This is a genomic window from Cupriavidus sp. P-10, from assembly GCF_003402535.2.
GTDB lineage: Bacteria > Pseudomonadota > Gammaproteobacteria > Burkholderiales > Burkholderiaceae > Cupriavidus.
This window is the reverse complement of the sequence record NZ_AP025171.1, coordinates 2,261,644-2,286,488: the sequence shown is the minus strand read 5'-3', so window position 1 is coordinate 2,286,488 and position 24,845 is coordinate 2,261,644. Positions and strand designations below refer to the sequence as shown.

General features: G+C 67.0%; 25 protein-coding genes. 13 read left to right on the top strand and 12 right to left on the bottom strand.

Annotated features, from left to right (window positions below; translation table 11 throughout):
- The first annotated feature begins 21 nt into the window (after positions 1–21).
- Entirely contained in the window at positions 22–1,449 is a 1,428-nt protein-coding gene (gene boxB, locus CTP10_RS27145) for a benzoyl-CoA 2,3-epoxidase subunit BoxB (RefSeq protein ID WP_116319532.1), read from the top strand.
- 141 nt (positions 1,450–1,590) lie between these two features.
- On the top strand, positions 1,591–2,871 hold the full coding sequence (gene boxA, locus CTP10_RS27140; protein WP_116319533.1) for a benzoyl-CoA 2,3-epoxidase subunit BoxA: 1,281 nt from the start codon (positions 1,591–1,593) through the stop codon (positions 2,869–2,871).
- A 94-nt stretch (positions 2,872–2,965) separates the two neighbouring features.
- Here boxA and paaX read toward each other — a convergent pair whose 3' ends face one another.
- Positions 2,966–3,889, bottom strand: a complete 924-nt coding sequence (gene paaX / locus CTP10_RS27135; RefSeq protein WP_116319534.1) for a phenylacetic acid degradation operon negative regulatory protein PaaX — start codon at positions 3,887–3,889, stop codon at positions 2,966–2,968.
- Between the two features lie 129 nt (positions 3,890–4,018).
- On the opposite strand from paaX, the gene paaA reads away from it, so the two are divergent.
- The 9 genes from paaA to CTP10_RS27090 all read left to right on the top strand — a co-directional run bounded on the left by paaA (position 4,019) and on the right by CTP10_RS27090 (position 13,026).
- A complete protein-coding gene (gene paaA, locus CTP10_RS27130; protein ID WP_116319535.1) occupies positions 4,019–5,014 on the top strand; it encodes a 1,2-phenylacetyl-CoA epoxidase subunit PaaA in 996 nt (331 codons plus the stop codon).
- A gap of 56 nt (positions 5,015–5,070) precedes the next feature.
- Positions 5,071–5,352, top strand: a complete 282-nt coding sequence (gene paaB / locus CTP10_RS27125) for a 1,2-phenylacetyl-CoA epoxidase subunit PaaB (RefSeq protein WP_116319536.1) — start codon at positions 5,071–5,073, stop codon at positions 5,350–5,352.
- Between the two features lie 13 nt (positions 5,353–5,365).
- Entirely contained in the window at positions 5,366–6,115 is a 750-nt protein-coding gene (paaC, locus tag CTP10_RS27120) for a 1,2-phenylacetyl-CoA epoxidase subunit PaaC (RefSeq protein ID WP_116319537.1), read from the top strand.
- Between the two features lie 5 nt (positions 6,116–6,120).
- Positions 6,121–6,636, top strand: coding sequence for a 1,2-phenylacetyl-CoA epoxidase subunit PaaD (paaD, locus tag CTP10_RS27115; protein ID WP_116319621.1), 516 nt, complete (start codon positions 6,121–6,123; stop codon positions 6,634–6,636).
- Between the two features lie 17 nt (positions 6,637–6,653).
- Positions 6,654–7,730: a 1,2-phenylacetyl-CoA epoxidase subunit PaaE gene (gene paaE, locus CTP10_RS27110; RefSeq protein ID WP_116319538.1), complete on the top strand. Its 1,077-nt coding sequence runs from the start codon at positions 6,654–6,656 to the stop codon at positions 7,728–7,730.
- Between the two features lie 76 nt (positions 7,731–7,806).
- Entirely contained in the window at positions 7,807–9,471 is a 1,665-nt protein-coding gene (paaN, locus tag CTP10_RS27105; RefSeq protein ID WP_116319539.1) for a phenylacetic acid degradation protein PaaN, read from the top strand.
- 72 nt (positions 9,472–9,543) lie between these two features.
- Positions 9,544–10,893, top strand: coding sequence for a phenylacetate--CoA ligase PaaK (paaK, locus tag CTP10_RS27100; RefSeq protein ID WP_116319540.1), 1,350 nt, complete (start codon positions 9,544–9,546; stop codon positions 10,891–10,893).
- 154 nt (positions 10,894–11,047) lie between these two features.
- Positions 11,048–11,356 carry a DUF485 domain-containing protein gene (locus CTP10_RS27095; RefSeq protein ID WP_116319541.1) on the top strand — a complete coding sequence of 103 codons (309 nt, stop codon included), beginning with the start codon at positions 11,048–11,050 and terminating at the stop codon, positions 11,354–11,356.
- On the top strand, positions 11,353–13,026 hold the full coding sequence (locus CTP10_RS27090; protein ID WP_116319542.1) for a cation acetate symporter: 1,674 nt from the start codon (positions 11,353–11,355) through the stop codon (positions 13,024–13,026). Before CTP10_RS27095 ends, CTP10_RS27090 begins: the two co-directional genes overlap by 4 nt.
- A gap of 35 nt (positions 13,027–13,061) precedes the next feature.
- Here the strand turns inward: CTP10_RS27090 and fusA are convergent, their stop codons facing one another.
- Positions 13,062–15,125: an elongation factor G gene (gene fusA / locus CTP10_RS27085; protein WP_116319543.1), complete on the bottom strand. Its 2,064-nt coding sequence runs from the start codon at positions 15,123–15,125 to the stop codon at positions 13,062–13,064.
- Positions 15,126–15,325: 200 nt separating this feature from the next.
- A complete protein-coding gene (locus CTP10_RS27080; protein ID WP_116319544.1) occupies positions 15,326–16,219 on the bottom strand; it encodes an oxidoreductase in 894 nt (297 codons plus the stop codon).
- A gap of 190 nt (positions 16,220–16,409) precedes the next feature.
- On the opposite strand from CTP10_RS27080, the gene gcvA reads away from it, so the two are divergent.
- Positions 16,410–17,306, top strand: a complete 897-nt coding sequence (gene gcvA / locus CTP10_RS27075) for a transcriptional regulator GcvA (protein ID WP_116319545.1) — start codon at positions 16,410–16,412, stop codon at positions 17,304–17,306.
- A gap of 24 nt (positions 17,307–17,330) precedes the next feature.
- On the opposite strand, the gene CTP10_RS27070 is transcribed toward gcvA, so the two are convergent.
- The 9 genes from CTP10_RS27070 to CTP10_RS27030 form a co-directional block, all read right to left on the bottom strand.
- A complete protein-coding gene (locus CTP10_RS27070; protein WP_199414579.1) occupies positions 17,331–17,489 on the bottom strand; it encodes a hypothetical protein in 159 nt (52 codons plus the stop codon).
- Entirely contained in the window at positions 17,486–18,718 is a 1,233-nt protein-coding gene (locus CTP10_RS27065; protein WP_116319546.1) for a CaiB/BaiF CoA transferase family protein, read from the bottom strand. The genes CTP10_RS27070 and CTP10_RS27065 overlap by 4 nt, the downstream gene beginning before the upstream one ends.
- A gap of 1 nt (position 18,719) precedes the next feature.
- Entirely contained in the window at positions 18,720–19,121 is a 402-nt protein-coding gene (locus CTP10_RS27060; protein ID WP_116319622.1) for a PaaI family thioesterase, read from the bottom strand.
- Between the two features lie 29 nt (positions 19,122–19,150).
- The gene (locus tag CTP10_RS27055; RefSeq protein WP_116319547.1) at positions 19,151–20,134 is read right to left on the bottom strand and encodes a tripartite tricarboxylate transporter substrate binding protein; all 984 of its coding nucleotides are present in this window, start codon (positions 20,132–20,134) and stop codon (positions 19,151–19,153) included.
- Between the two features lie 32 nt (positions 20,135–20,166).
- On the bottom strand, positions 20,167–20,970 hold the full coding sequence (locus CTP10_RS27050) for an enoyl-CoA hydratase/isomerase family protein (RefSeq protein WP_116319548.1): 804 nt from the start codon (positions 20,968–20,970) through the stop codon (positions 20,167–20,169).
- Between the two features lie 10 nt (positions 20,971–20,980).
- Positions 20,981–21,745 carry an SDR family oxidoreductase gene (locus CTP10_RS27045; protein WP_116319549.1) on the bottom strand — a complete coding sequence of 255 codons (765 nt, stop codon included), beginning with the start codon at positions 21,743–21,745 and terminating at the stop codon, positions 20,981–20,983.
- Position 21,746: 1 nt separating this feature from the next.
- Entirely contained in the window at positions 21,747–22,892 is a 1,146-nt protein-coding gene (locus CTP10_RS27040) for a thiolase family protein (RefSeq protein WP_116319550.1), read from the bottom strand.
- A 29-nt stretch (positions 22,893–22,921) separates the two neighbouring features.
- Complete coding sequence (locus CTP10_RS27035) at positions 22,922–23,275, bottom strand: Zn-ribbon domain-containing OB-fold protein (protein ID WP_116319551.1); 354 nt, start codon at positions 23,273–23,275, stop codon at positions 22,922–22,924.
- A gap of 182 nt (positions 23,276–23,457) precedes the next feature.
- Positions 23,458–24,387 carry a LysR family transcriptional regulator gene (locus CTP10_RS27030; protein ID WP_116319552.1) on the bottom strand — a complete coding sequence of 310 codons (930 nt, stop codon included), beginning with the start codon at positions 24,385–24,387 and terminating at the stop codon, positions 23,458–23,460.
- A 153-nt stretch (positions 24,388–24,540) separates the two neighbouring features.
- Here CTP10_RS27030 and CTP10_RS27025 point away from each other — a divergent pair, with 153 nt between their 5' ends.
- Entirely contained in the window at positions 24,541–24,813 is a 273-nt protein-coding gene (locus tag CTP10_RS27025) for a hypothetical protein (protein WP_147316209.1), read from the top strand.
- The last annotated feature ends 32 nt before the right edge of the window (positions 24,814–24,845 follow it).

The window sequence follows — 24,845 nt, the reverse complement described above, 5'->3', positions numbered from 1 at the left end:
GCCCGCAGAACGGAGACCAGCATGTCCGGCATCAACTACAGCGACAAGATCCCCAACAACGTCAACCTGAGCGAAGACCGCACCCTGCAGCGCGCGCTCGAGCAGTGGCAGCCCAACTACCTGAGCTGGTGGAACGACATGGGCCCGGAAGGTTCGCACAGCCATGACATCTACCTGCGCACCGCGATCAGCGTCGATCCGCAGGGCTGGGCCCACTTCGGCCACGTCAAGATGCCGGACTACCGCTGGGGCATTTTCCTGAACCCGGCCGAGGCCAACCGCAAGATCCATTTCGGCGACCACAAGGGCGAGGACGCGTGGCAGGACGTGCCGGGCGAATACCGCGCCAACCTGCGCCGCATCATCGTCACGCAGGGCGATACCGAGCCGGCATCGGTCGAGCAGCAGCGCCACCTGGGCCTGACCGCGCCCAGCATGTACGACCTGCGCAACCTGTTCCAGGTCAACGTGGAAGAGGGCCGCCACCTGTGGGCCATGGTCTACCTGCTGCACAAGTACTTCGGCCGCGACGGCCGTGAAGAGGGCGAAGCGCTGCTGGAGCGCCGCAGCGGCCAGGAGGACAACCCGCGCATCCTGCAGGCGTTCAACGAGCAGACGCCTGACTGGCTGTCGTTCTTCATGTTCACCTACTTCACCGACCGCGACGGCAAGTTCCAGCTGTGCGCGCTCGCGGAAAGCGCCTTCGACCCGCTGGCACGCACCACCCGGTTCATGCTGACCGAGGAGGCGCACCATATGTTCGTGGGCGAGTCCGGCGTGTCGCGCGTGATCCAGCGCACCTGCCAGGTGATGAACGAACTGAAGACCGACGATCCCGCCAGGCTGCGCGCGGCCGGCGTGATCGACCTGCCGACCCTGCAGCGCTACCTGAACTTCCACTACAGCGTCACCATCGACCTGTTCGGCGCCGATGAGTCGAGCAACGCCGCTACCTTCTACAGCACGGGCCTCAAGGGCCGCTACGAAGAAGGCAAGCGCATGGACGACCACGTGCTCAAGGGCCAGACCTACCGCATCCTGCAGGCGCAGAACGGCCAGCTGACGGAGAAGGAAGTGCCGATGCTCAACGCGCTCAACGAAGTGCTGCGCGACGACTACATCAAGGACAGCATGGGCGGCGTCGAGCGCTGGAACAAGGTCATCGAGAAGGCCGGCATCCCGTTCCGCCTGAAGGTGCCGCACAAGGCCTTCCACCGCAATATCGGCGCGCTCGCAGGCGTGAAAGTGTCGCCGGATGGCCGCGTGGTCTCCGACGCCGAATGGCGCGACTTCCGCGACCAGTGGCTGCCCACCGAAGGCGACCGCGCCTTTGTCGCCAGCCTGATGGGCCGCGTGGTCGAGCCGGGCAAGTTCGCCAACTGGATCGCGCCGCCGGTCATGGGCATCAACCGCCAGCCGGTGGATTTCGAGTACGTGCGCTTTAACTGAGCCACGGTCTGACAATCGCTCCCTGTTTGCTCCCCTCTCCCGCTTGCGGGAGAGGGGCCGGGGAGAGGGCAGGCGTCTCGATCGAGTGCGGCCGCATCAACGACCCTTACCCCGAGCGCCACTCATCCTGCGGAGACCGCCATGGACATGGCAGAAATTCAAGTCATCAAGCAGCACCTGATCGATCCCGAGATCTGCATCCGCTGCAACACCTGCGAAGCCACCTGCCCGGTGGGCGCGATCACGCACGATTCGCGCAACTACGTGGTCGATGCCGACAAGTGCAACCTGTGCATGGCCTGCATTTCCCCGTGTCCGACCGGCTCGATCGACAACTGGCGCGACATGCCGAAGCTGCGCGTCTACAGCATCGAAGAGCAGCTGACCTGGGACACGCTGCCCGCAGAGCTCTCGCCCGAGCAGCTGGCCGACCTGGCACCCGGCGCCGGGACGCAGACCGCGGCGCCGGAGATTCCCGCCACGTCGCCGCTTGCCGGCACCGGCGAAGATGCCTTTAACAGCGCGCGCTACGGCGCCACCGTACCGCCGTGGTCCGCCGCCCATGCCTACACCAATGTCTATGGCGCCAAGTCCGCGAACAAGACCATTACCGCCACGGTGACCGGCAATGTGCGCGTGACCGATGTCGGCCGTGAATACGACACGCACCACATCGTGCTGGACTTCGGCGCGACGCCGTTCCCGGTGCTTGAGGGCCAGTCGATCGGCATCGTGCCGCCGGGCACCGACGCCAGCGGCCGGCCGCACCACGCGCGCCAGTACTCCATCGCCAGCGCGCGCAACGGCGAGCGGCCGGGCTACAACAACCTGTCGCTGACCATCAAGCGCGTGCTGCAGGACCACCACGGCAATCCCGTGCGCGGCGTCGGATCGAACTACATGTGCGACCTGAAGGTGGGCGAAAAGGTGGAAGTGATCGGACCGTTCGGCGCCAGCTTCCTGATGCCCAACCACCCGCGCTCGAATATCGTGATGATCTGCACGGGCACCGGCAGCGCGCCGATGCGGGCGATGACGGAATGGCGTCGCCGCTTGCGCAAGGCCGGCAGGTTCGATGGCGGCAAGCTGATGCTGTTCTTTGGCGCGCGCAGCAAGGAAGAGTTGCCGTACTTCGGGCCGCTGCAGAACTTGCCCAAGGATTTCATCGACATCAACCTGGCGTTCTCGCGCACGCCGGGGAGCCCCAAGCGCTATGTGCAGGACCTGATGCGCGAGCGCGCGGCGGATCTCGCGGCGCTGCTGGCTTCACCGGATACGTACTTCTATGTCTGCGGGCTGAAGAGCATGGAGGAGGGCGTGGTGCTGGCGCTGCGGGACGTGGCGCAGCAGGCGGGATTGCATTGGGAATCGCTCGCTGAAGGGCTGAGGCGGGACGGGCGGCTGCATCTGGAGACGTACTGAAGCGGAGGCCTGCGCTAGTACCACCACCCCTCGCAAACGCGCCCCTCTCCCGCGCGCTGGAGAGGGGAGCAAACCGCGGGGCTGCGTGGGGGTGTCAGGCGTGCTTGAACCGCCTGCGCAATTTATTCGACGCATCGGCCAGCCCTCCATCCGCCACCTCCACCACCCCGTGCAGGTATTCCTCGCTTCCCTCCAATAACGCCCCATACATCCCACTGCACATCCCCCGCGCCGTCCGCCCCGGCCAATCCTGCGGCAGCAGCGCCTCCGGCAGGTTGGGATCGCGCAGCAGCACGCGCCGGTATTCATGCACCAGCAGCGTCCGCACGAAGAAGGCATCCACTGGCGCCAACTCCGCCGCTTCATCGGCCAGCGGTGAAAAGCGTCTCAACAAGGCCTGCCACGCGTCGGCCACGTCGCCCAGCTTGAACGTCTGGTGCATCAGCGCCTGCAGCGGCCGCAGCGAGAACGCCTCCAGGCTGCTCGCCTCCATCACCGCCACATAGTCCTGCGCACGCGCTGACTGGATGATCTCGCGCAGCGACCCAAGGTCCGCATTGGGATGCGCCATCACCCCCGGCGCGATCGCGCCAAAGCCCTCCCACAGCAATTCCCGCTTCAGCTTCTGCCGCACAGTGGCGCGAACGTCACCGCGCACCATCACCAGCGTCCAGCGGCCATCCCACTCCTGCGCTTCGCCCGCATAGATGCGCTTGCCGGCGTGCAACACGCGTTGCAGGCCGGCTTCCGACAGTCCGTAGTAGCTGCGCCGCCCGATCCTGGTGGCGGCCAGCCAGTCGTCTGCAGTCAGGCGGAAAGTGGCCGTGCGCACCAGCCGGTCATTGATGCCGAATGGCGCCGCGAGGCGGATCAGGCTCCCCAGCCACACCGCCTGCGGCCGCGGCGCCACCAGGTCGCCGTACAGCGTCACCAGCAGGGAGTTGGCGCCCAGCTTGAGGCCGCGCGCCAGCCGGGCGATGCGCGGGGAGGGCTGTTCTGCGTCAGGGGAGGTCGCCATCGCGGGTCCTGAAAGTGATACACATTCGTCGATTGCTTGAATCAAATTGTATCACTACCATGCATTGCAACTGACGCAATTGACGCAAATCAAGACCCCGAGCGGGACCCCTACAAAAGCGGAGCAGGCATGTACGCACAGCTGGTGGAGACGGGAGCAACAAGGCTCCGCGCGATGGAAGAGATGGACCCGCAGGAACGCGCGTTCCAGGCACGTGTGGACGAAGGGATCAAGATCGAGGCCAAGGACTGGATGCCCGAGGCTTACCGCAAGACCCTGGTCCGCCAGATCTCGCAGCACGCGCATTCTGAAATCGTCGGCCAGCTGCCGGAAGGAAACTGGGTTACCCGTGCGCCCACGCTGGAGCGCAAGGCCGTGCTGCTGGCCAAGATCCAGGACGAAGCCGGCCACGGCCTCTATCTGTACAGCGCGGCGGAAACGCTGGGCGTGTCGCGCGACCAGATGCTGGGCGATCTGCATTCGGGCAAGGCCAAGTATTCCAGCATCTTCAATTACCCCACGCTGTCCTGGGCCGATATCGGCATGATCGGCTGGCTGGTCGATGGCTCGGCCATCATCAACCAGGTGCCGCTGTGTCGCTGCTCGTACGGCCCGTATGCGCGCGCCATGGTGCGCGTGTGCAAGGAAGAGTCGTTCCACCAGCGCCAGGGCTACGACATCCTGCTGAAGCTGTGCAACGGCACGCCCGAGCAGAAGCAGATGGCGCAGGACGCGCTCAATCGCTGGTGGTGGCCCGCGCTGATGATGTTCGGCCCGTCCGACGGCGATTCGCCCAACAGCGCGCAATCGATGCAATGGCGCATCAAGCTGTTCTCCAACGACGAGCTGCGCCAGAAGATGGTCGACCAGACCGTGCCGCAGGCCGAATACCTCGGCCTGACCATTCCCGATCCCGAATTGAAGTGGAACGCGGAACGCGGCCACCATGACTTCGGCGAGATCGACTGGTCCGAGTTCTACAACGTGATCCAGGGCAACGGCCCGTGCAACCGCGACCGCCTGCGCACCCGCGTCAAGGCCTGGGACGACGGCGCATGGTTCCGCGACGCGCTGGTGGCCCACGCCCAAAAGCAGGCCCCGCAGGCGCAGCAAGCCGCAGCCTGATCCCCGCGGCGCAGCGCGCCGCCCCTACATCGATTCGCTTTACACAGGAGGTTGCCATGAAAGAGTGGCCGCTTTGGGAGATCTTTATCCGCAGCCAGCACGGCCTGGCCCACAAGCACGTGGGCAGCCTGCACGCGCCGGACGGCGAAATGGCGATCAACAACGCCCGCGACGTCTACACGCGCCGCAATGAAGGCGTCAGCGTCTGGGTGGTGAAGGCCGGCGACGTGATGGCCAGCAGCCCCGGCGACAAGGGCCCGCTGTTCGAACCCGCCAACAGCAAGGTCTACCGCCACCCGACGTTCTTCCCGATGCCGGAAGCGGTCAAGCACATCTGATACGGCCCGGACCATGGACAACAAGCTCGAATTTTTGCTGCGCCTTGGCGATTCCACGCTGGTGCTTGGCCAGCGCCTGTCGGAATGGTGCGGCCATGGCCCCGCGCTGGAAGAGGACATCGCGCTGACCAACGTCGCGCTCGACCTGGTCGGCCAGACCCGCCTGTGGCTGGGCTATGCCGCCGAAGTGGAGGGCGCCGGCCGCACCGCCGACCAGCTCGCCTACCTGCGCGACGCGCACCAGTTCCGCAACCTGCTGCTGGTGGAGCAGCCCAACGGCAGCTATGCCGATACGCTGGCGCGCCAGTTCCTGTTCGATACGTGGCACTACTTCCAGCTCGAAGCGCTGCAGCGTTCGACCGATGCGCGCATCGCAGAGATCGCCGCCAAGTCGCTCAAGGAAGTCACCTACCACGTGCGCCGCAGCGCCGACCTGGTGGTGCGCCTGGGCGATGGCACCGAGGAAAGCCATCGCCGCATGCAGGATGCCTTCGACGACCTGTGGATGTTCACCGGCGAATTGTTCGAGGCCGATGCGGCCGAGGCCGCACTGGTGCGCGAAGGCGTGATCCCCGATCCTGCGAAGCTGGCTGAGCCATGGCAGCGCCATGTCGGCGAGGTCCTGGAAGAAGCCAGGCTGCGTATGCCCGCCGGCCAGTGGGCGCAGAGCGGCGGCCGCCACGGCCGTCATACCGAACACCTCGGCTACCTTCTGGCCGAAATGCAGTTCCTGCAGCGCGCCTATCCCGGCGCGCAGTGGTGAGCATCATGACCGCGCAAGCGCTGTCACGCCCCGCACTCGAACAGGTCTGGTCGTGGCTCGATACCGTTCCCGATCCTGAAATTCCGGTGATTTCCGTGGTCGATCTCGGCATCGTGCGCGACGTGGCCTGGCTGGATGGCACCTGTGTCGTCACCATCACGCCGACCTATTCCGGCTGCCCGGCCATGACGATGATCCGTACCGGCATCGAAAATGCGCTGGCCGCACGCGGCGTGAACAACGTGCGCGTGCAGACCCGTCTGGCGCCAGCCTGGACGACCGACTGGATGACGCCGCGCGGCAAGGCCAGCCTGAGCGGCTACGGCATTGCGCCTCCGGCGCAGCAGGTGATCGACATCAGCGGCATCAGCCGGAAGGCATCGCCTGCTCTGGTGGTGGCCTGCCCGCACTGCGGCTCGCGCCATACGCGGCTGGTCAGCCAGTTCGGGTCGACCGCGTGCAAGGCACTGTACCGCTGCGGCGACTGCAAAGAGCCGTTCGACTACTTCAAGGCTCACTGAGAAGGAAAGGTGGGGAGATGAGCAAATTCCATGAACTGACGGTGGCCTCGGTCACGCGCGAAACCCGCGACGCGGTGGCCGTGACCTTCACCGTCCCGGACGAACTGTCCGACACCTACCGCTACGTGCAGGGCCAGCACCTGACGCTGCGCACCGGCATCGATGGCGAGGACGTGCGCCGCTCGTATTCGATCTGCTCGGCAGTGCAGGACGAACAGCTGCGCGTGGCGATCAAGCGCGTCGACGGCGGGCTGTTCTCCAACTGGGCCAACGAGCAGCTGCAGCCCGGCATGAAACTGGAAGTGATGGCGCCGTCGGGCCATTTCCACGTGCCGCTGTCCGCCACGCATGCGAAGCACTACGTCGCGTTCGCCGCCGGCAGCGGCATCACGCCGATGCTGTCGATCATCAAGACCACGTTGCAGGCGGAGCCGGACAGCCGCTTCACGCTGTTCTACGGCAACCGCGCGTCGTCGTCGGTGCTGTTCAAGGAAGAGCTGGAAGACCTGAAGGACACCTACCTGCAGCGCTTCAACCTGGTGTTCGTGCTTAGCCGCGAGCAGCTCGACATCGACCTGTTCAACGGCCGCATCGACGGCGACAAGGTCAACGCGCTGCTCAAGCACTGGGTCAAGCCGCAGGATATCGACGTTGCCTTTATCTGCGGCCCGCACTCGATGATGGAAGAAGTCTCGCAGGCGCTGCTCGACAACGGCGTCGACAAGACCCGCATCAAGCGCGAGCTGTTTGCCACCAGCATCCCGTCGGCGCGGCCCGCCGCGCATGCGCACAAGCAGGTGGGCCAGCAGCAGTGCGAAGTGACCGTGATCCAGGACGGCCGCACCCGCTCCTTCACGCTGGAAAAGAACAAGGAAACCGTGCTCGACGCCGCGCTGGCGCAGGGCATCGAGCTGCCGTACTCGTGCAAGGGCGGGGTCTGCTCGACCTGCCGCTGCAAGCGAATCGAAGGCGAGGTCGACATGGACGTCAATTTCGCGCTGGAAGACTACGAAGTCGCGCGCGGCTTCATCCTCAGCTGCCAGAGCTACGCCGTCAGCGACAAGCTGGTGATCGACTTCGACCAGGAAACCTGAAGCACCTGAAGCGTTTCCTGCCATCGTTTCCTGCCATCCCCAATACCCAGATTTAATTTCGCCCCCGGAGCAAGCCGTGTCCCATCCGTTTTTCGAACGCCACCAGGCGCTGCTGGAACAAGCCACCCAAGCCATCGCCACGCGCGGCTACTGGAGCCCGTTCACTGAAATGCCGAGCCCCAGGGTCTATGGCGAAACCGCCAACACCGACGGCAAGGCCGCCTTCGAAGCCCGCCTGAACCAACCCTTCGCGCTGTCGCAGCCGGGCACCGTCGGCCAGGCGGGCAAGGAAGTCTCGCCTTACGGCCCGGAGCTGGGTGTTACGTACCCCAGGCCCGACCTTGACCAGCTCTTTGCCGGCGTTGCCAGGGGCATGCCTGCCTGGCGCAAGGCAGGCCCGGAAGCTTGGGTCGGTGTATCGCTGGAGATCCTGCAGCGCCTGAACCGCCGCAGCTTCGAGATCGCCTACGCCGTCATGCACACCACCGGCCAGGCCTTCATGATGGCCTTCCAGGCCGGCGGCCCGCACGCACAGGACCGTGGCCTGGAAGCCGTGGCCTATGCCTGGGACGAACTGCGCCGCATCCCGAAGCAAGCCACGTGGGAAAAGCCGCAAGGCAAGAACGAACCGCTGCGCATGGAAAAGCGCTACAGCGTGGTGCCGCGCGGCGTGGGCCTGGTGATCGGCTGCTGCACCTTCCCGACCTGGAACGGCTATCCCGGCCTGTTCGCCAGCCTGGCGACCGGCAATGCGGTGGTGGTCAAGCCGCACCCGGGCGCGATCCTGCCGCTGGCGATCACCGTCGAGGTGGCACGCGAAGTGCTGGAAGAAGCCGGCTTCGACCCGAATATCGTCACGCTGGTGGCCAACGACCCGAGCGAACGCATGGCGTCGAAGCTGGCGCTGCGCCCGGAAGTGCGCCTGATCGACTTCACCGGCAGCACCGCCAATGGCGACTGGCTGGAGCGCAACGCGCACCAGGCGCAGGTGTACACCGAGAAGGCTGGCGTCAACCAGATCGTCATCGACTCCACCGCCGACTTCAAGGGCATGGTGCGCAATATCGCCTTCTCGCTGTCGCTGTACTCGGGCCAGATGTGCACGGCGCCGCAGAACATCTACGTGCCGAAGGACGGCATCGATACGCCGGAAGGGCGCGTCAGCTTCGACCAGGTTGCCGCAGCGATCGGCGAGGCCGTCAGCAAGCTGACCGCGGATCCGGCCAAGGCGGTGGAACTGATCGGCGCGATCCAGAACGAGGGTGTGGTGGAACGGATCGAAGCGTCGCGCGCGCTGGGCGAAATCGTTGCCGACAGCCGCGTGCTGGAGCATCCCGAGTTTCCGGGGGCGCGCATCCGCACGCCGCTGGTGCTGAAGGTCGATGCCTGCGACGAGGCGAAGATCATGCAGGAACTGTTCGGCCCGATCTCCTTCGTCGTGGCGACCGACAGCACCGCGCACAGCATCGAGCTGGCCCACCGCGGCGCGAAGACGCACGGCGCGCTGACGCTGTCGGCCTATACCACCGATGCCGGCGTGAGTGAAAGCATCCGCGATGCCGCGGAAGACGCCGGCGTGGCGCTGTCGCTCAACCTGACCGGCGGCGTGTTCGTCAACCAGTCGGCCGCGTTCAGCGATTTCCATGCCACGGGCGCCAACCCTGCCGCGAATGCTTCGCTGTCGGACGCCGCCTTCGTCGCCAACCGCTTCCGCGTGGTCCAGAGCCGCTCGCATATCTGATCGCAAGGCTTGCAGTACCCCGGCGCCGGCCCCCTTCGCATGCGGCGCCATCATAACGAGATGGAGTAGACAATGGTGCAACGCAACCCCAACCCCAATGAGCTGGAGCCGATCGAGCGCGCCAGCCGCGACGAACTGCAGGCGCTGCAGCTGCAACGGCTCAAATGGAGCGTGCGCCATGCCTATGACAACGTGCCGCATTACCGCAAGGCGTTCCAGGCAGCGGGGGTGCATCCGGACGACCTGAAGTCGCTGTCGGACCTGTCGAAATTCCCGTTCCTGACCAAGCAGGACCTGCGCGACAACTACCCCTTCGGCATGTTCGCGGTGCCGCGCGAGCAGGTGGCCCGCGTGCATGCGTCGAGCGGCACCACCGGCAAGCCGACCGTGGTCGGCTATACCGCGAAGGACATCGATACCTGGGCCAGCGTGGTGGCGCGGTCGATCCGCGCCGCCGGGGGCCGCGCCGGGGACCTTGTGCATGTCAGCTATGGCTACGGGCTGTTCACCGGCGGGCTGGGCGCACACTACGGGGCCGAGAAGGCGGGCTGCACGGTGATCCCGATGTCGGGCGGACAGACCGAGAAGCAGGTACAGCTGATCCGCGAGTTCCAGCCCAACATCATCATGGTGACGCCGTCGTACATGCTGAACCTGATCGAGGAGATGGAGCGCCAGGGCATGGACCCGTCCGAAAGCTCGCTGAAGGTCGGCATCTTCGGCGCGGAGCCGTGGACCGACGCGATGCGCGCGGAGATCGAGGCGCGTGCTGGCATCGACGCGGTGGACATCTACGGCCTGTCCGAAGTGATGGGGCCGGGCGTGGCGTGCGAATGCATCGAGAGCAAGGATGGCCCCGTGATCTGGGAAGACCATTTCTACGCCGAGATCATCGACCCGGTGACCGGCGAGGTGTTGCCGGACGGCTCCGAGGGCGAGCTGGTGTTCACCTCCCTGACCAAGGAAGCGCTGCCGGTGATCCGCTACCGCACGCGCGACCTGACGCGGTTGCTGCCGCCGACTTCGCGGTCGATGCGGCGGATCGGCAAGATCACCGGGCGCTCGGACGACATGCTGATTATCCGCGGCGTCAACGTGTTCCCGTCGCAGATCGAAGAACTGATCCTGAAGGCGCCGGCGCTGGCGCCGCAGTACCAGCTGGTGGTGACGCGTGACGGGCACCTGGACAAGCTGGAGGTGCGGGTCGAGGCGCGGCCGGAGCGGTCCGCGTCGCTGTCGGCGGACGACCGGGCGGCGCTGGAGCGTGACCTGAAAGACCAGATCAAGACCTATGTCGGCGTGACCACGCGCGTGCAGGTGGTGGCGGCCGACGGGATCGAGCGCACCACGGTTGGCAAGGCACGGCGCGTGGTGGATATGCGGCCGAAGGTCACGCACGAACAGCCGGTCGGCGCGATCTGAAACGCTAGTTTCCACCACCACCCTCAGCATAGGCTCCCCTCTCCCGCGCGCGGGAGAGGGGAGCAAACCGTCGGCATATCGACACCTCATCCACGAACCCGACCGATGGCAGCCTCCCAGAGCCGCCACGCCCCCCTGCGCCAAAGGAGACACCATGGACGCGCGACAACTGGAAACCATCCAGAACCACCCCGACTTCATCCGCCTGATCCACGGCCGCACGCGCCTGGGCTGGTCGCTGACGCTGCTCATGCTGGCGATCTACTTCGGCTTCATCCTGTTGCTGGCCTTCTCGCCCGCCACGCTTGGTACGCCGATCGGCGCAGGCGTCATGACCGTCGGCATTCCTGTCGGCGTGGCGGTGATCTTCGCCGCCGTGCTGCTGACCGCCATCTACGTCCACCGCGCCAACCGCGACCTGGACCCGCTCAACGAACGCGTGCGCAAGGAGTGCGAAGCATGAAGTCGGTACACCGTTTCCTCGGCGCGGCCCTGTGCGGGCTCGCCAGTATCGCCGCCACCACCGCCACCGCGGCCCCCGCGATCCAGGGCGAAGCCGCGCAGCGGCCGCTGAACTGGAGCGCCATCGTGATGTTCATGCTGTTCGTCCTGTTCACGCTCGGCATCACCCGCTGGGCCGCGCGGCGTACGCGCTCGGCCTCGGACTTCTATGCGGCCGGCGGCGGTCTCACCGGCTTCCAGAACGGCCTGGCGATCGCCGGCGACATGGTGTCGGCCGCGTCGTTCCTCGGCATCTCGGCCATGATGTTCGACAAGGGCTATGACGGGCTGATCTACGCGCTCGGCGTGGTGGCCGGATGGCCGATCATCCTGTTCATCGTCGCCGAACGCCTGCGCAACCTCGGCCGCTACACCTTTGCCGACGTGGTCTCGTACCGGCTGGCGCAAAAGCCGGTGCGCATCACCGCCGCGTGCGGCACGCTGACGGTGGTCATCATGTACCTGGTCGCGCAGATGGTCGGCGCGGGCAAGCTGATCGAAATGTTGTTCGGCACCAGCTATGAATCGGCTGTGGTCATCGTCGGCGCGCTGATGGTGCTGTACGTGATGTTCGGCGGCATGCTGGCGACGACGTGGGTGCAGATCATCAAGGCGTTGCTGCTGCTCGGCGGCGTGACGTTCATGGCAGTGATGGTGCTGGCCCACTTCGGCTTCAGCCCGGAAGCCATGTTCGCCAGCGCGGCCAAGGTGCATGACAAGGGTGCCGCGATCCTGTCGCCGGGCGGGCTGGTGTCCAATCCGATCGATGCGATCTCGCTGGGCGTCGGCATGATGTTCGGCACCGCCGGCCTGCCGCACATCCTGATGCGCTTCTTCACAGTCGCGGATGCCAGGGAGGCGCGCAAGTCCGTGCTCTACGCCACCGGTTTTATCGGCTACTTCTACGTGCTGATCCTGGTGGTGGGCTTCGGCGCGATCGTGATGGTGGGCGCGGACCCGGCCTATCGCGACGCGGCGGGCAAGCTGATCGGCGGCAGCAATATGGTGGCCGTGCACCTGTCCCACGTGATCGGCGGCGACCTGTTCCTCGGCTTTATCTCGGCGGTGGCGTTCGCGACCATCCTGGCGGTAGTGGCGGGGCTGGCGCTGTCGGGCGCGTCGGCGGTGTCGCATGACCTCTACGCCAACGTGTTCCGCCGCGGACAGGCCAGCGAGAAGGATGAGATCCGCGTGTCGAAGATCGCCACGCTGGTGATCGGCCTGCTGGCGATGGTGCTGGGCGTGATGTTCGAGAAGCAGAACATCGCGTTCCTGTCCGGGCTGGTGCTGGCGATCGCCGCGTCGGTCAATTTCCCGGTGCTGTTCCTGTCGATGTTCTGGAAGGGGCTGACCACGCGCGGTGCGGTGGCGGGCAGCCTGGCGGGGCTGGTGTCGGCGGTGGTGCTGCTGGTGCTGGGCCCGACCGTGTGGGTGGGAATCCTCAAGCACCAGCAGGCGATCTTCCCGTATGCCAACCCGGCGTTGTTCTCGATGACGCTGGCCTTCGCCAGCGCCTGGCTGGTGTCGGTGCTGGACCGCTCGGCACAGGCAAGCGCCGAACGCCAGCGCTACGGCGCGCAGTTCGTGCGCGCCATGACCGGCATCGGCGCGGCTGGCGCCAGCCAGCACTGAGCCAGCATTTAGCCAACACTGAGCCAGCCGCGCGCTCAGTCGGTGTCCTGCTGCGCCTTGTGGCGGGATGCCATCTTCTCTTGCTGCCCCGGCGGCACGTTGTCGTAGTGGCTGAACTGGATGGTGTAGCTGCCGTGCCCGCCGGTCATGCTGTTCAGGCGTGACTGGTAGTCGTTCAGCTCCGACAGCGGTACCTGTCCGGCAACGATCACTGCGTTGCCGGCCGCGGTGCGGGTGCCATGCACCTGTCCGCGCTTGGCCGAGAGATCGCCGATGACGTCGCCCATGGACGTGCCCGGCACCGTGACCTCGATATCGACGATCGGCTCCAGCACGCTGGGGCGCGCCTTCATCACCGCGTCGACAAAGGCCTTGCGCCCCGCGGCCGCGAACGCGACTTCCTTGGAATCGACCGGATGGCTCTTGCCGTCGTACACGGTCACGCGCACGTCCTGCATCGCAAAGCCGGCCAGCGGCCCGCTTTCCAGCACCTGGCGGATGCCTTTCTCCACCGCGGGAATGAACTGGCCGGGAATGGCACCGCCCTTGACCGCATCGATGAACTCGAAGCCCTCGCCGCGCGGCAGCGGTTCCACGCGCAGCATCACTTCACCGAACTGGCCGGCGCCGCCGGTCTGCTTCTTGTGGCGGTGATGGCCCTCGGCCTTGCCGGCGATGGTCTCGCGATACGCGATCTTCGGCGGCCGCGTGGCGACTTCCAGCTTGTACTGCTCGGTCAGACGCTCCAGCGCGCAGCGCAGGTGGAACTCGCCAAGGCCGAACACGACGGTCTCGTTGGTGCCGGCGGGATGCTCGACGCGCAGGCAGGGGTCTTCGGCGCTGAGCTTGTGCAGCACCTCGGCCAGCCGCTGCTCGTTGCCGCGCCGCGCCGGCTCGATCGCCAGGCCATAGATCGGCGTGGGGAATTCCAGCGGCGTCAGGTGGATGTCGCCGTCCTCGGTAGCGTCGTGCAGCACGGCGTCGAAGCCAAGTTCATCGACCTTGGCCACCGCGCAGATATTCCCGGGCCCGGCGCGCTGGACTTCCTGCGTCTCCTTGCCCTGCAGCAACAGCAGGTGCGCCACCTTGAACGGCTGGCGGCCTTCGCCGATATAAAGCTGGCTGTCGCGCGTGACCGTGCCCTGGTGGATGCGGAACACCGCCAGCTTGCCGACATAGGGGTCGATCACCACCTTGAACACATGCGCCAGCACGTGCTTGTCCGGCACCGGCTCGGCGCGCACCGCCTTGCGCTTTTCGGTGCCTTCGGCATCCTGGTCGGTGGAGCGGTAGAACAGCGGCGGGTTGCCTTCGGTGGGATTGGGCAGCAGCCGCACGAACACGTCGAGCAGTTCCTCGATGCCGGCGCCGGTGGCGGCCGAGGTAAAGCAGATCGGCACCAGGTGGCCCTCGCGCAGCGCGCGCTCGAACGGCGCGTGCAATTGCTCGGGCGTGATGGCCTCGCCTTGCTCCAGGTACAACTCCATCAGTTGCGGGTCGATCTCGATGACCTGATCGATCAGCGCTTCATGCGCCGACGCCACCGATAAAAAATCCGACTCGCCGGCCGGATTGAAGAAGCAGTCTACTATCTTGCCGCCGTTGCCCGCCGGCAGGTTGATGGGCAAGCACTCTTTGCCGAATGCCTCCTGGATATCGGCCAGCAGCGCCGGCAGGTCGACCTTCTCGCCGTCGATGCCGTTGATGATGATCATCCGGCATAGCTGCCGGGACTGCGCCCACGCCATGGCACGGCGCGTGGTCATCTCTATGCCGTTCTGCGCATTGATGACGATGGCGGCGGTCTCCACCGCTGCCAGCGCGCTGATCGCAAGCCCGGAAAAATCAGGGTAGCCCGGTGTGTCCAGCAGGTAGATACGGGTGTCGCGGAAGTCGACGTGGGTGATGGCGGAACTCAGCGAGCGCTTGTACTTGCGCTCCAGCGGATCGTTGTCGCTGACCGTGGAGCCGCGCTCCACGCTGCCCGGGGTGTGGATCGCACCCCCCTTGTGCAGCAGCGCTTCGACCAGCGAGGTCTTGCCGCAACCTGCATGCCCGAGCAGGGCAACGGTGCGGATGGCATCGGGACTGTCGTGCATGGTGGCTCTCTCGTCCGGCAATGGCTGTCAGGGCATTATTGGCGAAATTCGCCGGAAACGACATATGCCAGTGTCGGCATTGGGACAAAGCCTGATGCGCGCGGGGTGCAAAGTGGTGCGGCCGGCGCTTGGCCGGCCGACAACTTCACTTCACGCCTGGCTGCAGCGCAGCAAAAGGCGTACTGCTGCGCTGCAACAGGTCAGGCGTTTGCGTCCACGTGGTCGGTCGATACGGCCACCGCATGCCACGCCGCCAACTCGCCTTCCACCTTGCGGTTCTTTTCCGCGATGCGAGCCACCGTATCCGAGCCGAGCGGCAGGCGCACCGGCGGGTTGTCGCTGTCGGCAAGGGCGAGCAGTGCCACGGCCAGCCTGGCGGGATCGCCAGGCTGCTGGTGGTTGGCAGATGCCATGTGGCCGCGCATGGCGCCGACGGTCTCGGCGTATTCGGCGATCTCGGTGCCGACGCGGACCAGCGAGCTGGCGTCGAGGAAGTCGGTGCGGAAGAAGCCCGGCTCGACCACGGTGGCGCGGATGCCCAGCGGCGAGAGTTCTGCATCGAGCGCTTCGGTCAGGCCTTCCACCGCGAACTTGGTGGCGCCGTAGACGCCCCAGCCGGGATAGGCTGCATAGCCGCCGATCGACGAGATATTGACGACGTGCCCGCTGCGCTGGCGGCGCATCTGCGGCAGCACCGCGCGCGTCACGTTCAGCACGCCGAAGACGTTGGTCGCGAACTGCTGTTCGACCTCCCGCGCCGACGCTTCCTCCACCGCGCCCAGCAGGCCGTAGCCGGCGTTGTTGACCAGCACGTCGATGCGGCCAAAGCGGGCCACGGCAGCTTCGGCGGCAGCGATTGCCTGCGCTTCGCTGGTGACGTCGAGGGCCACCGGCAGCAGGTTGTCGTGCGCGCCCACGGCATCGGTGATCGCTTCGGGGCGGCGTGCGGTGGCGACGACACGGTCGCCGCGGGCCAGCGCGGCGCGGGTCAGCTCCATGCCGAAGCCGCGCGAGGCGCCGGTGATGAACCAGACCTTGCCGGCGGTGTTGGCGTTGGCGGCGATGTTCGTGGTGTTGGTGGTGTTGGCGGACATGTGGATCTCCTTGGGGATGGTGCTCGGTTTGACTGCGTTGTCTGATGGCGGGGGCCACGGAGACAAATTTAGGCGCGCAATGTCCGCAACACTAGGCGGTGCAATCGTGTTTCAAAGGCAACCAGCAGTTGTCAATAAACGTGGCCGGCTTCGATTGAGAAATCCTCAACCGTATGGCAGACTCGCCGGCATGGACAAACTGCCTCCCCTGAATGCCCTGCGCGCCTTTGAAGCGGCGGCGCGGCACCTGAGCATCACCACCGCGGCCGACGAGCTGCATGTGACGCCGGGCGCCGTCAGCCGGCAGATCCGCGCGCTGGAAGAGGGCCTGGGCGTGCAGCTGCTGCATCGCGGCCACCGGCAGATCTCGCTGACCCGCGCCGGCGAGGACTATTACCGCGCGGTGACCCGGGCGATGGACGACCTCCGCGAAGCCACGCGGCGGCTCGGCAAGCGGGCCAGGCGCAAGCAACTCAAGGTGCGCGCCTACACCACCTTCGCCATGCGCTGGCTGATCCCGCGGCTGTCGACCTTCCACGCGGCCAACCCCGGCATCGAGGTGCTGCTGACCGCGTCGCTGGACCCGGTCGATTTCCGCAAGGAAGACATCGACGGTGCGATCCGGCTCGGCGACGGCAAGTGGAGCGGCGTGAATACCTACCGCCTGGTGTCCAACATCCTGGTGCCGGTCTGCAGCCCCGGCGTTGCGGCGGGCAGCCCGAAGGTGAAGAAGGCTGCCGACCTGCAGCACCAGACACTGCTGCATTCGATTGCGCGTCCGGACGACTGGGCGCACTGGCTGAAGGCGGCACGCGCCGACGCGCAGGTGGATGCGCGCAGCGGCATGACGTTCCAGAGTTCCGCCATGGCGTATGCCGCGGCAGTGGAAGGGCAGGGCTTTGCCATCGCCCAGCGCTTCCTGGTCGCGGCCGACCTGGAGGCCGGGCGGCTGGTTGCGCCGTTCCGCCAGACGGTCGACATGGGCGATTTCACCTACTACCTGCTGACGCCCGCCGACCGCAAGGAAAGCGCCAGCATGGCGGTGTTCCGCGAGTGGCTGCTGGCGCAGTGCGAGACGCAGGCTTAGTGGACTCGGCCGGGCGCGCGCCGGTCACCAGCCGGCGAAGCGGTCGGGAATGGCAAGCTGCGCGCTGATGACCTGGTGGTAGCGCGCGAACGCCTGCTGCGCGCAGGTTTCCAGGCCATGTCCCAGCGCCGCCATCATCACCGCATGCAGGTAGAGCGCGGCGATGATGTCGGCGCGGTTCATGATGCCGTTGCCGCGAGCGGCGCCTCGACACCACCGGCACAGTGGACCGCGCCCCGGGCCTGCAGGGCCGCGACCTGTGCCGCGCTGAAGCCAAGTTCCGCGAGCACCGCTTGCGTGTGCTGACCGCACGCCGGCGCCGGGTGCACCGGCAGCGCGTTTTCCTGCGCACTGTTGATCGGGAAGCCGGGCATGCGGATCTCGCCCAGCGTCTCGTGCGGGATACGCTGCATCATGCGGTTGGCCGCTACCTGCGGGTGCGCCATCAGGTCTTCATACGTGGCCACGCGTGCGCACAGGATGTCGGCGTCCTGCAACAGCGCCAGCCACGCGTCGGTCGGACGGGTCACGAACACGCTGGTCAGTGTCTCCACCATTGCCGCACGGTTGGCCACGCGCAGCGGCGAAGTGGCAAAGCTCGGATCGTCGGCAAGCGCCGGCAGGCCCAGCACGTCGCACAGCCGGCGCCAGCGTTCGGGCATGTAGGCGGCGACCATGATCCAGCCGTCAGCGGTGCGGAAGGCCTGGTTGGGGGCGGAGTACGGCGCGGCGCTACCCGCGCGTTCCGGCAGCTTCCCGTCGGCGCAATAGCTGGTGATCGACGATTGCTGCAGCGCCAGCGCGGCGTTGAGCAGGCTGACGTCGAGATGCCCGCCCTGGCCGTCGCGTGCACGTTGCGCCAGCTTGCCGAGAATGCCCACGCAGGCCACGTAGCCGGTCATTACATCGACCACCGGCGCCTGCACCTTGCACGGTTCGCCGTCGGGCAGGCCGATCAGGCTCATCAACCCGGCGTCGGCCTGGATGATGCCGTCGACGCCGGCGCGGCCTGCATAGGGCCCGTGCTGGCCATAAGCGGAGATCGAGCAGTAGACCAGCGATGGGTTCAGCGCCGACAGTTCGGCATAGCCAAGCCCCAGGCGCTCCATCACGCCCGGGCGCATGCTTTCCACCACGATGTCGGCTTCCGTCACCATCCGGCGCGCCACCGCGAGCCCCTCGGGGGATTTCAGGTCCAGCGCCACGCCCAGCTTGTTGCGGTTGAAACCGTGGAACAGCGCGCTGTCGTCGCCCAGCCAGCCGGGCCCAAGCCCGCGGCCCAGTTCGCCGCCGGGCGGCTCTACCTTGATGACCCTGGCGCCCATGTCGGCCAGCAGCATGGTGCAGGTCGGCCCGGCGCCGATCTGGGTGAAATCGATGACGGTCAGGCCGTTCAGTGCGTCGCGCAGCATGTCAGGTCTCCGGAGATACGTGGGATCGTTTGAACGTGCCTTGCGCGGTGGCGACCAGCACGCCGGCTTCGGTGGCCAGTTCGGCCGAGGCAAAGTACAGGCTCCTGCCGGCACGGCTCACCGTGGCGTTGGCGCGCAGCCGCCCGGCGCTGGCCTTGCTGAGGTAGCTGATGGCCAGCATCACCGTCACCGCGTGGCCGAGGGCGCCGTCGGGGCCCGTCGGCAGGCCGGCATAGCCGCAGGCGGCGTCGAGCAGCGTGGCGATCACGCCGCCCTGCACGCTGCCCTGCCGGTTCAGGTGGCGCGGCTCGATGTCGAGTTCGAAGGTGCAGCGGCCGTCGCCGACGCTGGCCAGGCGGATGCCCAGGTAGTCCAGCAGCGGGTTGTCGGTGGGCGGCAGCATGGCGGGATCGAAGAGAGCGGCCGGCGCGTTCACAGCGCCACCTTGATGTTGTTGTCCTGGATCACGCGCTGCCAGCGCGACATTTCCTTGCCGATGTACGCCTTCAGTTCATCCGGCGTGGAAGCTTGCGGTTCGAAGCCCTGCTTTGCCAGTTGCCCGGCAACGTCGGGCGACTTCAGCGCCGCCACCAGCGCGGCGTTGACCTTGTCGACCACGGCCTTGGGCGTGCGCGCCGGCGCCAGCAGGCTGTACCAGAGCTCCGCGTCGTAGCCGGCGATGCCGGCTTCGGCAAAGGTCGGCAGGTCAGGCATCAGCGCGCTGCGTTTCTTGCCGGCGATGCCGAGCGCGCGCAGCTTGCCGGCGCGCACGAACTGGATCGACGAGGCAAAGGTGGCGAACGAGATCTGCACCTGGCCGCCCATCAGGTCGGCGATCGACGGGCCGGTGCCGCGGTAGGGTACGTGCAGCAGTTCGGTCTTGTTCAGCTTGGCGAAGACCTCGCCCGCCAGGTGCTGCGGCGTGCCGGGCCCGGGGCTGCTGTAGCTGAGCTTGCCCGGATTGGCGCGGGTGTACTGGATGAACTCCTGCAGCGTGCGGAATGGCTGCTCGGGATTGGCGACCAGCATGATCGGCACCGACGCGATGCGCCCGACCGGTTCGAAGTCGCGCTCGACCTGGAACGGGACCTTCATGCCGAGAAACGGGTTCATCGTGATCTGGCTCGACGCGATCACCAGGGTATAGCCGTCCGGCGCGGCATGCGCGACGTAGTCGGCGCCGAGGTTGCCGCCGGCGCCGGGCTTGTTCTCGATCACGATGGTCTGGCCCAGCAACTGGCCCATCTTGGGCGCGATGGCGCGCGCGAGGATGTCGTTGCCGCCGCCGGGGGCGAACGGCACCACCAGCGTGATCGGTTTCTGCGCGGGGTAGGGCGCCTGCGCCGCCGCACTTAGTGCCGTGGCTGCCAGCACGCCGGCCATTGCCGCGCGCATGATTCGGGAAATACCTGCCATGGTTGTCTCCTGCGTGATTCTTGTCTGGCCGCTCAACGGCCCGTATAGCGGGGCTGCCGCTTGTCGGCGAAGGCCTGTCGCCCTTCCATGCGGTCTGCGGTATCGCGCAGCACGCCCCAGTAGAGTTCGGTCAGTTGCTGCGCGTCGGCCTCGCTGAGGTGGCTGGTCTGGCGCGACAGCTTCCTGACCGCCTGCACCGCCAGCGGTGCATTGGCGGCGATGCGGGCGGCCAGCGCCAGCGCGCGGTCGCGCAAGGCGTCGGGCGCCATCGTCTCGGTGACAAGGCCGATGCGCGCAGCGTGCGCGGCGTCGATCCGCTCGCCGGTCAGCACCATTTGCATCGCATGCGCCGCGGGCACGGCCTTGAGCAGGCGGTGCAGGCCGGACACCGCCGGGATCGAGCCGACCGCCACTTCGGGCAGGCCGAAGGTGGCCTGCGTCGACGCAATCCGCAAGTCGCACTGCAGCGCGATCTCCAGCCCGGCGCCCAGGCAGTGCCCGTTGACCGCCGCCACCAGCGGCTTGCCGAGGCCGAGGTCGGTCAGGTCCATCAGCCGGATATAGAGCCCGAGGTCCGCGGCCTGCTCAGGCGCGCGGAACAGCGCCTCGGGGTAGGTGGCGGCTGAAGTGTGCGTGCCTTTCAGATCCGCCCCGGCGCAGAAGGCGCGCGTGCCGGCGCCGGTCAGCACCGCGACGCGCAGGTCGTCGCGGTCGCGCACCTCGGCCAGGTGTGCGCGCAGTTCGCGCAGCGTGGTCACGTCGAGCGCATTGAGCGCGTCGGGCCGGTCGATGGTCAGCACCGCGACCGCGCCTTCGATGTGGCGTTGGATGGTCATGGGGGCCTCCTTACACGCTGGGCGACGACAGGCTGCGCCCGCCGCAGACATACAGCGTCTGGCCAGTCACGTACGACGACTGCGGATCGAGGAAGAAGCTGACCGCATTGGCGATATCGTCGGCCGTGCCGATGCGCTGCACCGGCACCGACTTCTGCAGCCGCGCCTGCACCTCCGGCGCAAAGCCGCGGAACAGCGGGGTATCGACGATGCCGGGTGCGACCGCGTTGACGGTGATGCCCTTGCCCGCGAACTCGATCGCCAGCGAGCGCGTCAGGCTGACTACGCCACCCTTGGCCGCGGAGTAGTTGGCCTGCCCGAAGCCCCCCAGCCAGGCCCGCGACGAGATATTCACCACGCGCCCGTAGCCGCGCTCGACCATGCCGGGCAGCGCCGCGCGGCAGCACAGGAACTGCGAGCGCAGGTTGGTATCGATGACCAGGTCCCAGTCCTCGTCGGTCATCTTCAGGAAGCGCATGTCGCGCACGGCGCCTGCGTTGTTGACCAGGCAGTCGACGCGGCCGGCGCGTGCCGATACTTGCGCGAAGGCGTCGTTGACCGCGGTGGAATCGGTCAGGTCGGCGGTGGCGCCGAAGGCATTCAGCCCTTCGGCGGCCAGCGTGCCGACGGCCTCGTCGAGCGCCCCGCCATCGCGGTCGAGCAGCGCCACGGTCAGCCCTTGCCGCGCCAGCTGCGTGGCGATGCCCAGGCCGATGCCGCGCGCGGCGCCCGTCACCACGGCCACGTGGGTGGGATCGAATCGTTGCGTACTCATCTCAGACTCCCAGCAGGTGGACGGAAGACGCGGCGTGGTCGACACCAGCAATGCCGCCGCCGGTGCATTGCGTCAGGCCGACGCGGGCGTTGTCGACCTGGCGCTCGCCGGCGCGCCCTTGCAGGTGCCACAGGATTTCGACCATCTGCGCTACGCCCGTCGCGCCGAGCGGATGGCCCTTGGCCAGCAGGCCGCCGCTGGGGTTGACCGGCACGCGGCCGCCCAGCCGGGTTGCGCCGGACTTCAGCAGCGACACTGCTTCGCCTGGCCCGGCCAGGCCCAGCGCTTCGTAATAAAGCAGTTCGGCGATGGTGAAGGCGTCATGCAGCTCGACCACATCGACGTCCTGCGGCCCCAGCCCGGCCTGTTCATACGCCTGGCGTGCGGCACGCGCGGTGATCTCGGCATCGAGGATGTCGTCGTCGGCCTCCTCGCGCAGGCCGGACACCACCACTGAGGACAGCACCTTGACCGGGCGCGCCTGCGCCGGGCGGCGCGTGCTCAGCACCACGGCGGCGGCGCCGTCGACCTGCGACGGGCAGCACTGCAGCAGCGTCAGCGGGTCGGCGATCATGCGCGAGCCGAGCACTTCCTCCACCGTGGTGGCCTTGCGCTGCTGCGCATACGGGTTAAGCGAGCCGTTGTAGCGGTTCTTGACCGCCACTTCCGCCAGGTCGGCGGGCGACGCGTCGCGCTCGTGCAGGAAGCGCGTGCCGCGCATCGCATAGACCGCGGGCAGCACCATGCCGGCCTTGGCATATAGCTCTGTCTTGTGGTCGTTGCGCTGCAGCGGGATGGTGCCGCCGCCGAGCGCGGTGAGCTGCTCGATGCCGAACACCAGCACCGTGTCGTATTGCCCGGCCAGCAGCGCATGCCGCGCCAGGTGCACGCCGGTGGCGCCGCTGGCGCAGGCGTTCTCGACGTTGTAGACCGGAATGCCCTTCAGGCCCAGGTCGCGCACGATCAGCTGGCCCAGGATCATGCCGCCCAGCACATTGGCGCAATACACCGCCTGGATGCGGCTGGCCGGCACGTCGGCGTCGGCCAGTGCCTTGAGGATGGCCTGTTGCGCCAGTTCGGGCGCCAGCACGCCGGCGTGGCGGCCGAACGGCGTCATCGCGCCGCCGTGGATGTAGATGTCCTGCATGTTGCTTTTCCTTTCCTTTTCTCGATCCATCAGGCCGTGACGGCCTCGAAGACATAGCCGAACTCGGCGTCGGGGCGGGCTTCATAGCGGTCGCCGATCACCGGGCGCGCCTTGCCCTGCAGGCGCCCGAAGATGCGCACCGGGCCGACGAAGTCGACATAGCCCAGCGCGTACGGCGGCTGGCCGGTCTTGGGCGCGGGATGGATCACGGTGAAGCTGTAGACCACGCCGGAGCCGCGGATGGCGACCGGGTCATGCTCGGCGGCGAGCGGCGAACCGGCCGGCACTGCCGGGAAGATCCATTCGCCGGTGGCGCGGTGGCGCGAGGCGATCAGGTGGGGAAGGGGGTCCGCACTCCAGAGCGGATAGGCTTGGTCTGACACGGCAGTCTCCTGTTTGGTGGGCCTTGGCGTAATGGTTGTCGCTGGCGGCGCGCGCGACAAACGACATTTCCGGCGTCTTCGCTTGAGAAAAAATCAAACGAAAGGGCCGGAGCAGGGCTCGGGAGAAGCGTGCTGGCGGGAAGTGTGGGTGGGGTCGGGTCGCCTGCCTTGTGCCGGAAGGATCAGCGCACGAGCCCTGCTAGCCGCGACAGGGACTGTTCCGCGCCGCGCCCGGCTTCCACCACGAAGTCGATAAAGCGCCGGACCCGCACCGGCATCTGGCTGCGGTGCGGGTAGTACATGTACAGGCCGACGTTGCTGCTGCTGAATCCGGTCAGGATCGCCCTGAGCCGGCCGCTGACGAGGTCGGCGTGGATCATGTAGGCGGAGAGCTGGCCGATGCCCATGCCGGCGCGCACCGCTTCCACCTCGGTCTCCACGTCGTTGAAGCTGGCGACGGCGGGCACCTCCTGGTAGACCAGCGCGCCGTCGACCTGCAGCTCCCACGGCACCATGCGCCCGGTCGCCGGGCGGCGGAAGCCGGTGCACTGGTGCTGCAGCAGTTCGTCCAGCGTGGCCGGCTCGCCGTGCCGCGCCAGGTAGTCGGGCGCGGCGCAGATGACCAGCGGCAGGTCGCACAGCCGGCGCGCCACCAGGTTCTGGCCTGGGCTGGTGCCGGCGCGGAAGCCGATATCGATCCGGGACTCGACCAGGTCGGTGAAAAGGTCGCTCAGCACCACATCGAAGGTGATGCCCGGATGCAGTTCGCGGAAGGCGCGCACCAAGGGCACCAGCACACGGCTGCCGATCGACGGCGGCGCGGTCAGGCGGATCAGGCCGTCGTCATCGCTCTTGCTGCTGCGCACCTGGTCCAGCGCCTCATCCAGCTGGCGCATGCCCGGTGCGGCCAGTTCAAACAGGCGCGCGCCTTCGGTGGTGAGGCTGAGCTTGCGCGTGGTCCGGTGCAGCAGGCGTACGCCGAGGTCGTCTTCCAGCGTGCGCACCGCCTTGCTAACGGCTTGCGGGGTCACGCCGGCTTCCACCGCGGCGCGTTGGAAACTGCCGGCGCGCACCACGCCGATGAAGAGGGTCAGCACGCGGGCCTTGTCCATGACTGGCAACTGGCGGTTGGTAATGTGCCGATGATAGTGCCGAACCGCCTCGCTGGTTTGAAAAGGCGGGAATTTCGTACAAGTGACGGGACCGGTCTGCGTTGCGTAGCATTAGGGGCTTACCAGGGAGTACCTGCGACAGGCGAGGAGACCATGGCAGAACCCTTGAGATGGATCACCGAAAGCTATCGCGGCATGTATGCTCACGTGATGGCCTTCGAGGTGGCGGATATTGCGACCGTCCGGGACACACCCGGACCGAAGTGGGGCTACCTGCTCGGTGTCGGGCGCTCGAAGACGCCGACGACCGACATGCAGTACGGCCTCGACGTCGACGAGCAGGACTATTTCACGCGCGCCGCGGCGGAACAGGGCGCGCTGCATTTTGGCAAGCGCTTGATCGACGTGATTCTGGAGTGCCAGTGAAAGGCTCTCTCCCCTCTCCCGCTTGCGGGAGA

Bases quoted from the DNA above. Each gene is read 5' to 3' on its own strand.
- boxB (WP_116319532.1), top strand. From the start codon at position 22: ATGTCCGGCATCAACTACAGCGACAAGATCCCCAACAACGTCAACCTG.
- boxA (WP_116319533.1), top strand. From the start codon at position 1,591: ATGGACATGGCAGAAATTCAAGTCATCAAGCAGCACCTGATCGATCCC.
- paaX (WP_116319534.1), bottom strand. From the start codon at position 3,889: ATGGCGACCTCCCCTGACGCAGAACAGCCCTCCCCGCGCATCGCCCGG.
- paaA (WP_116319535.1), top strand. From the start codon at position 4,019: ATGTACGCACAGCTGGTGGAGACGGGAGCAACAAGGCTCCGCGCGATG.
- paaB (WP_116319536.1), top strand. From the start codon at position 5,071: ATGAAAGAGTGGCCGCTTTGGGAGATCTTTATCCGCAGCCAGCACGGC.
- paaC (WP_116319537.1), top strand. From the start codon at position 5,366: ATGGACAACAAGCTCGAATTTTTGCTGCGCCTTGGCGATTCCACGCTG.
- paaD (WP_116319621.1), top strand. From the start codon at position 6,121: ATGACCGCGCAAGCGCTGTCACGCCCCGCACTCGAACAGGTCTGGTCG.
- paaE (WP_116319538.1), top strand. From the start codon at position 6,654: ATGAGCAAATTCCATGAACTGACGGTGGCCTCGGTCACGCGCGAAACC.
- paaK (WP_116319540.1), top strand. From the start codon at position 9,544: ATGGTGCAACGCAACCCCAACCCCAATGAGCTGGAGCCGATCGAGCGC.
- CTP10_RS27095 (WP_116319541.1), top strand. From the start codon at position 11,048: ATGGACGCGCGACAACTGGAAACCATCCAGAACCACCCCGACTTCATC.
- CTP10_RS27090 (WP_116319542.1), top strand. From the start codon at position 11,353: ATGAAGTCGGTACACCGTTTCCTCGGCGCGGCCCTGTGCGGGCTCGCC.
- fusA (WP_116319543.1), bottom strand. From the start codon at position 15,125: ATGCACGACAGTCCCGATGCCATCCGCACCGTTGCCCTGCTCGGGCAT.
- CTP10_RS27080 (WP_116319544.1), bottom strand. From the start codon at position 16,219: ATGTCCGCCAACACCACCAACACCACGAACATCGCCGCCAACGCCAAC.
- gcvA (WP_116319545.1), top strand. From the start codon at position 16,410: ATGGACAAACTGCCTCCCCTGAATGCCCTGCGCGCCTTTGAAGCGGCG.
- CTP10_RS27070 (WP_199414579.1), bottom strand. From the start codon at position 17,489: ATGAACCGCGCCGACATCATCGCCGCGCTCTACCTGCATGCGGTGATG.
- CTP10_RS27065 (WP_116319546.1), bottom strand. From the start codon at position 18,718: ATGCTGCGCGACGCACTGAACGGCCTGACCGTCATCGATTTCACCCAG.
- CTP10_RS27060 (WP_116319622.1), bottom strand. From the start codon at position 19,121: ATGCTGCCGCCCACCGACAACCCGCTGCTGGACTACCTGGGCATCCGC.
- CTP10_RS27055 (WP_116319547.1), bottom strand. From the start codon at position 20,134: ATGGCAGGTATTTCCCGAATCATGCGCGCGGCAATGGCCGGCGTGCTG.
- CTP10_RS27050 (WP_116319548.1), bottom strand. From the start codon at position 20,970: ATGACCATCCAACGCCACATCGAAGGCGCGGTCGCGGTGCTGACCATC.
- CTP10_RS27045 (WP_116319549.1), bottom strand. From the start codon at position 21,745: ATGAGTACGCAACGATTCGATCCCACCCACGTGGCCGTGGTGACGGGC.
- CTP10_RS27040 (WP_116319550.1), bottom strand. From the start codon at position 22,892: ATGCAGGACATCTACATCCACGGCGGCGCGATGACGCCGTTCGGCCGC.
- CTP10_RS27030 (WP_116319552.1), bottom strand. From the start codon at position 24,387: ATGGACAAGGCCCGCGTGCTGACCCTCTTCATCGGCGTGGTGCGCGCC.
- CTP10_RS27025 (WP_147316209.1), top strand. From the start codon at position 24,541: ATGGCAGAACCCTTGAGATGGATCACCGAAAGCTATCGCGGCATGTAT.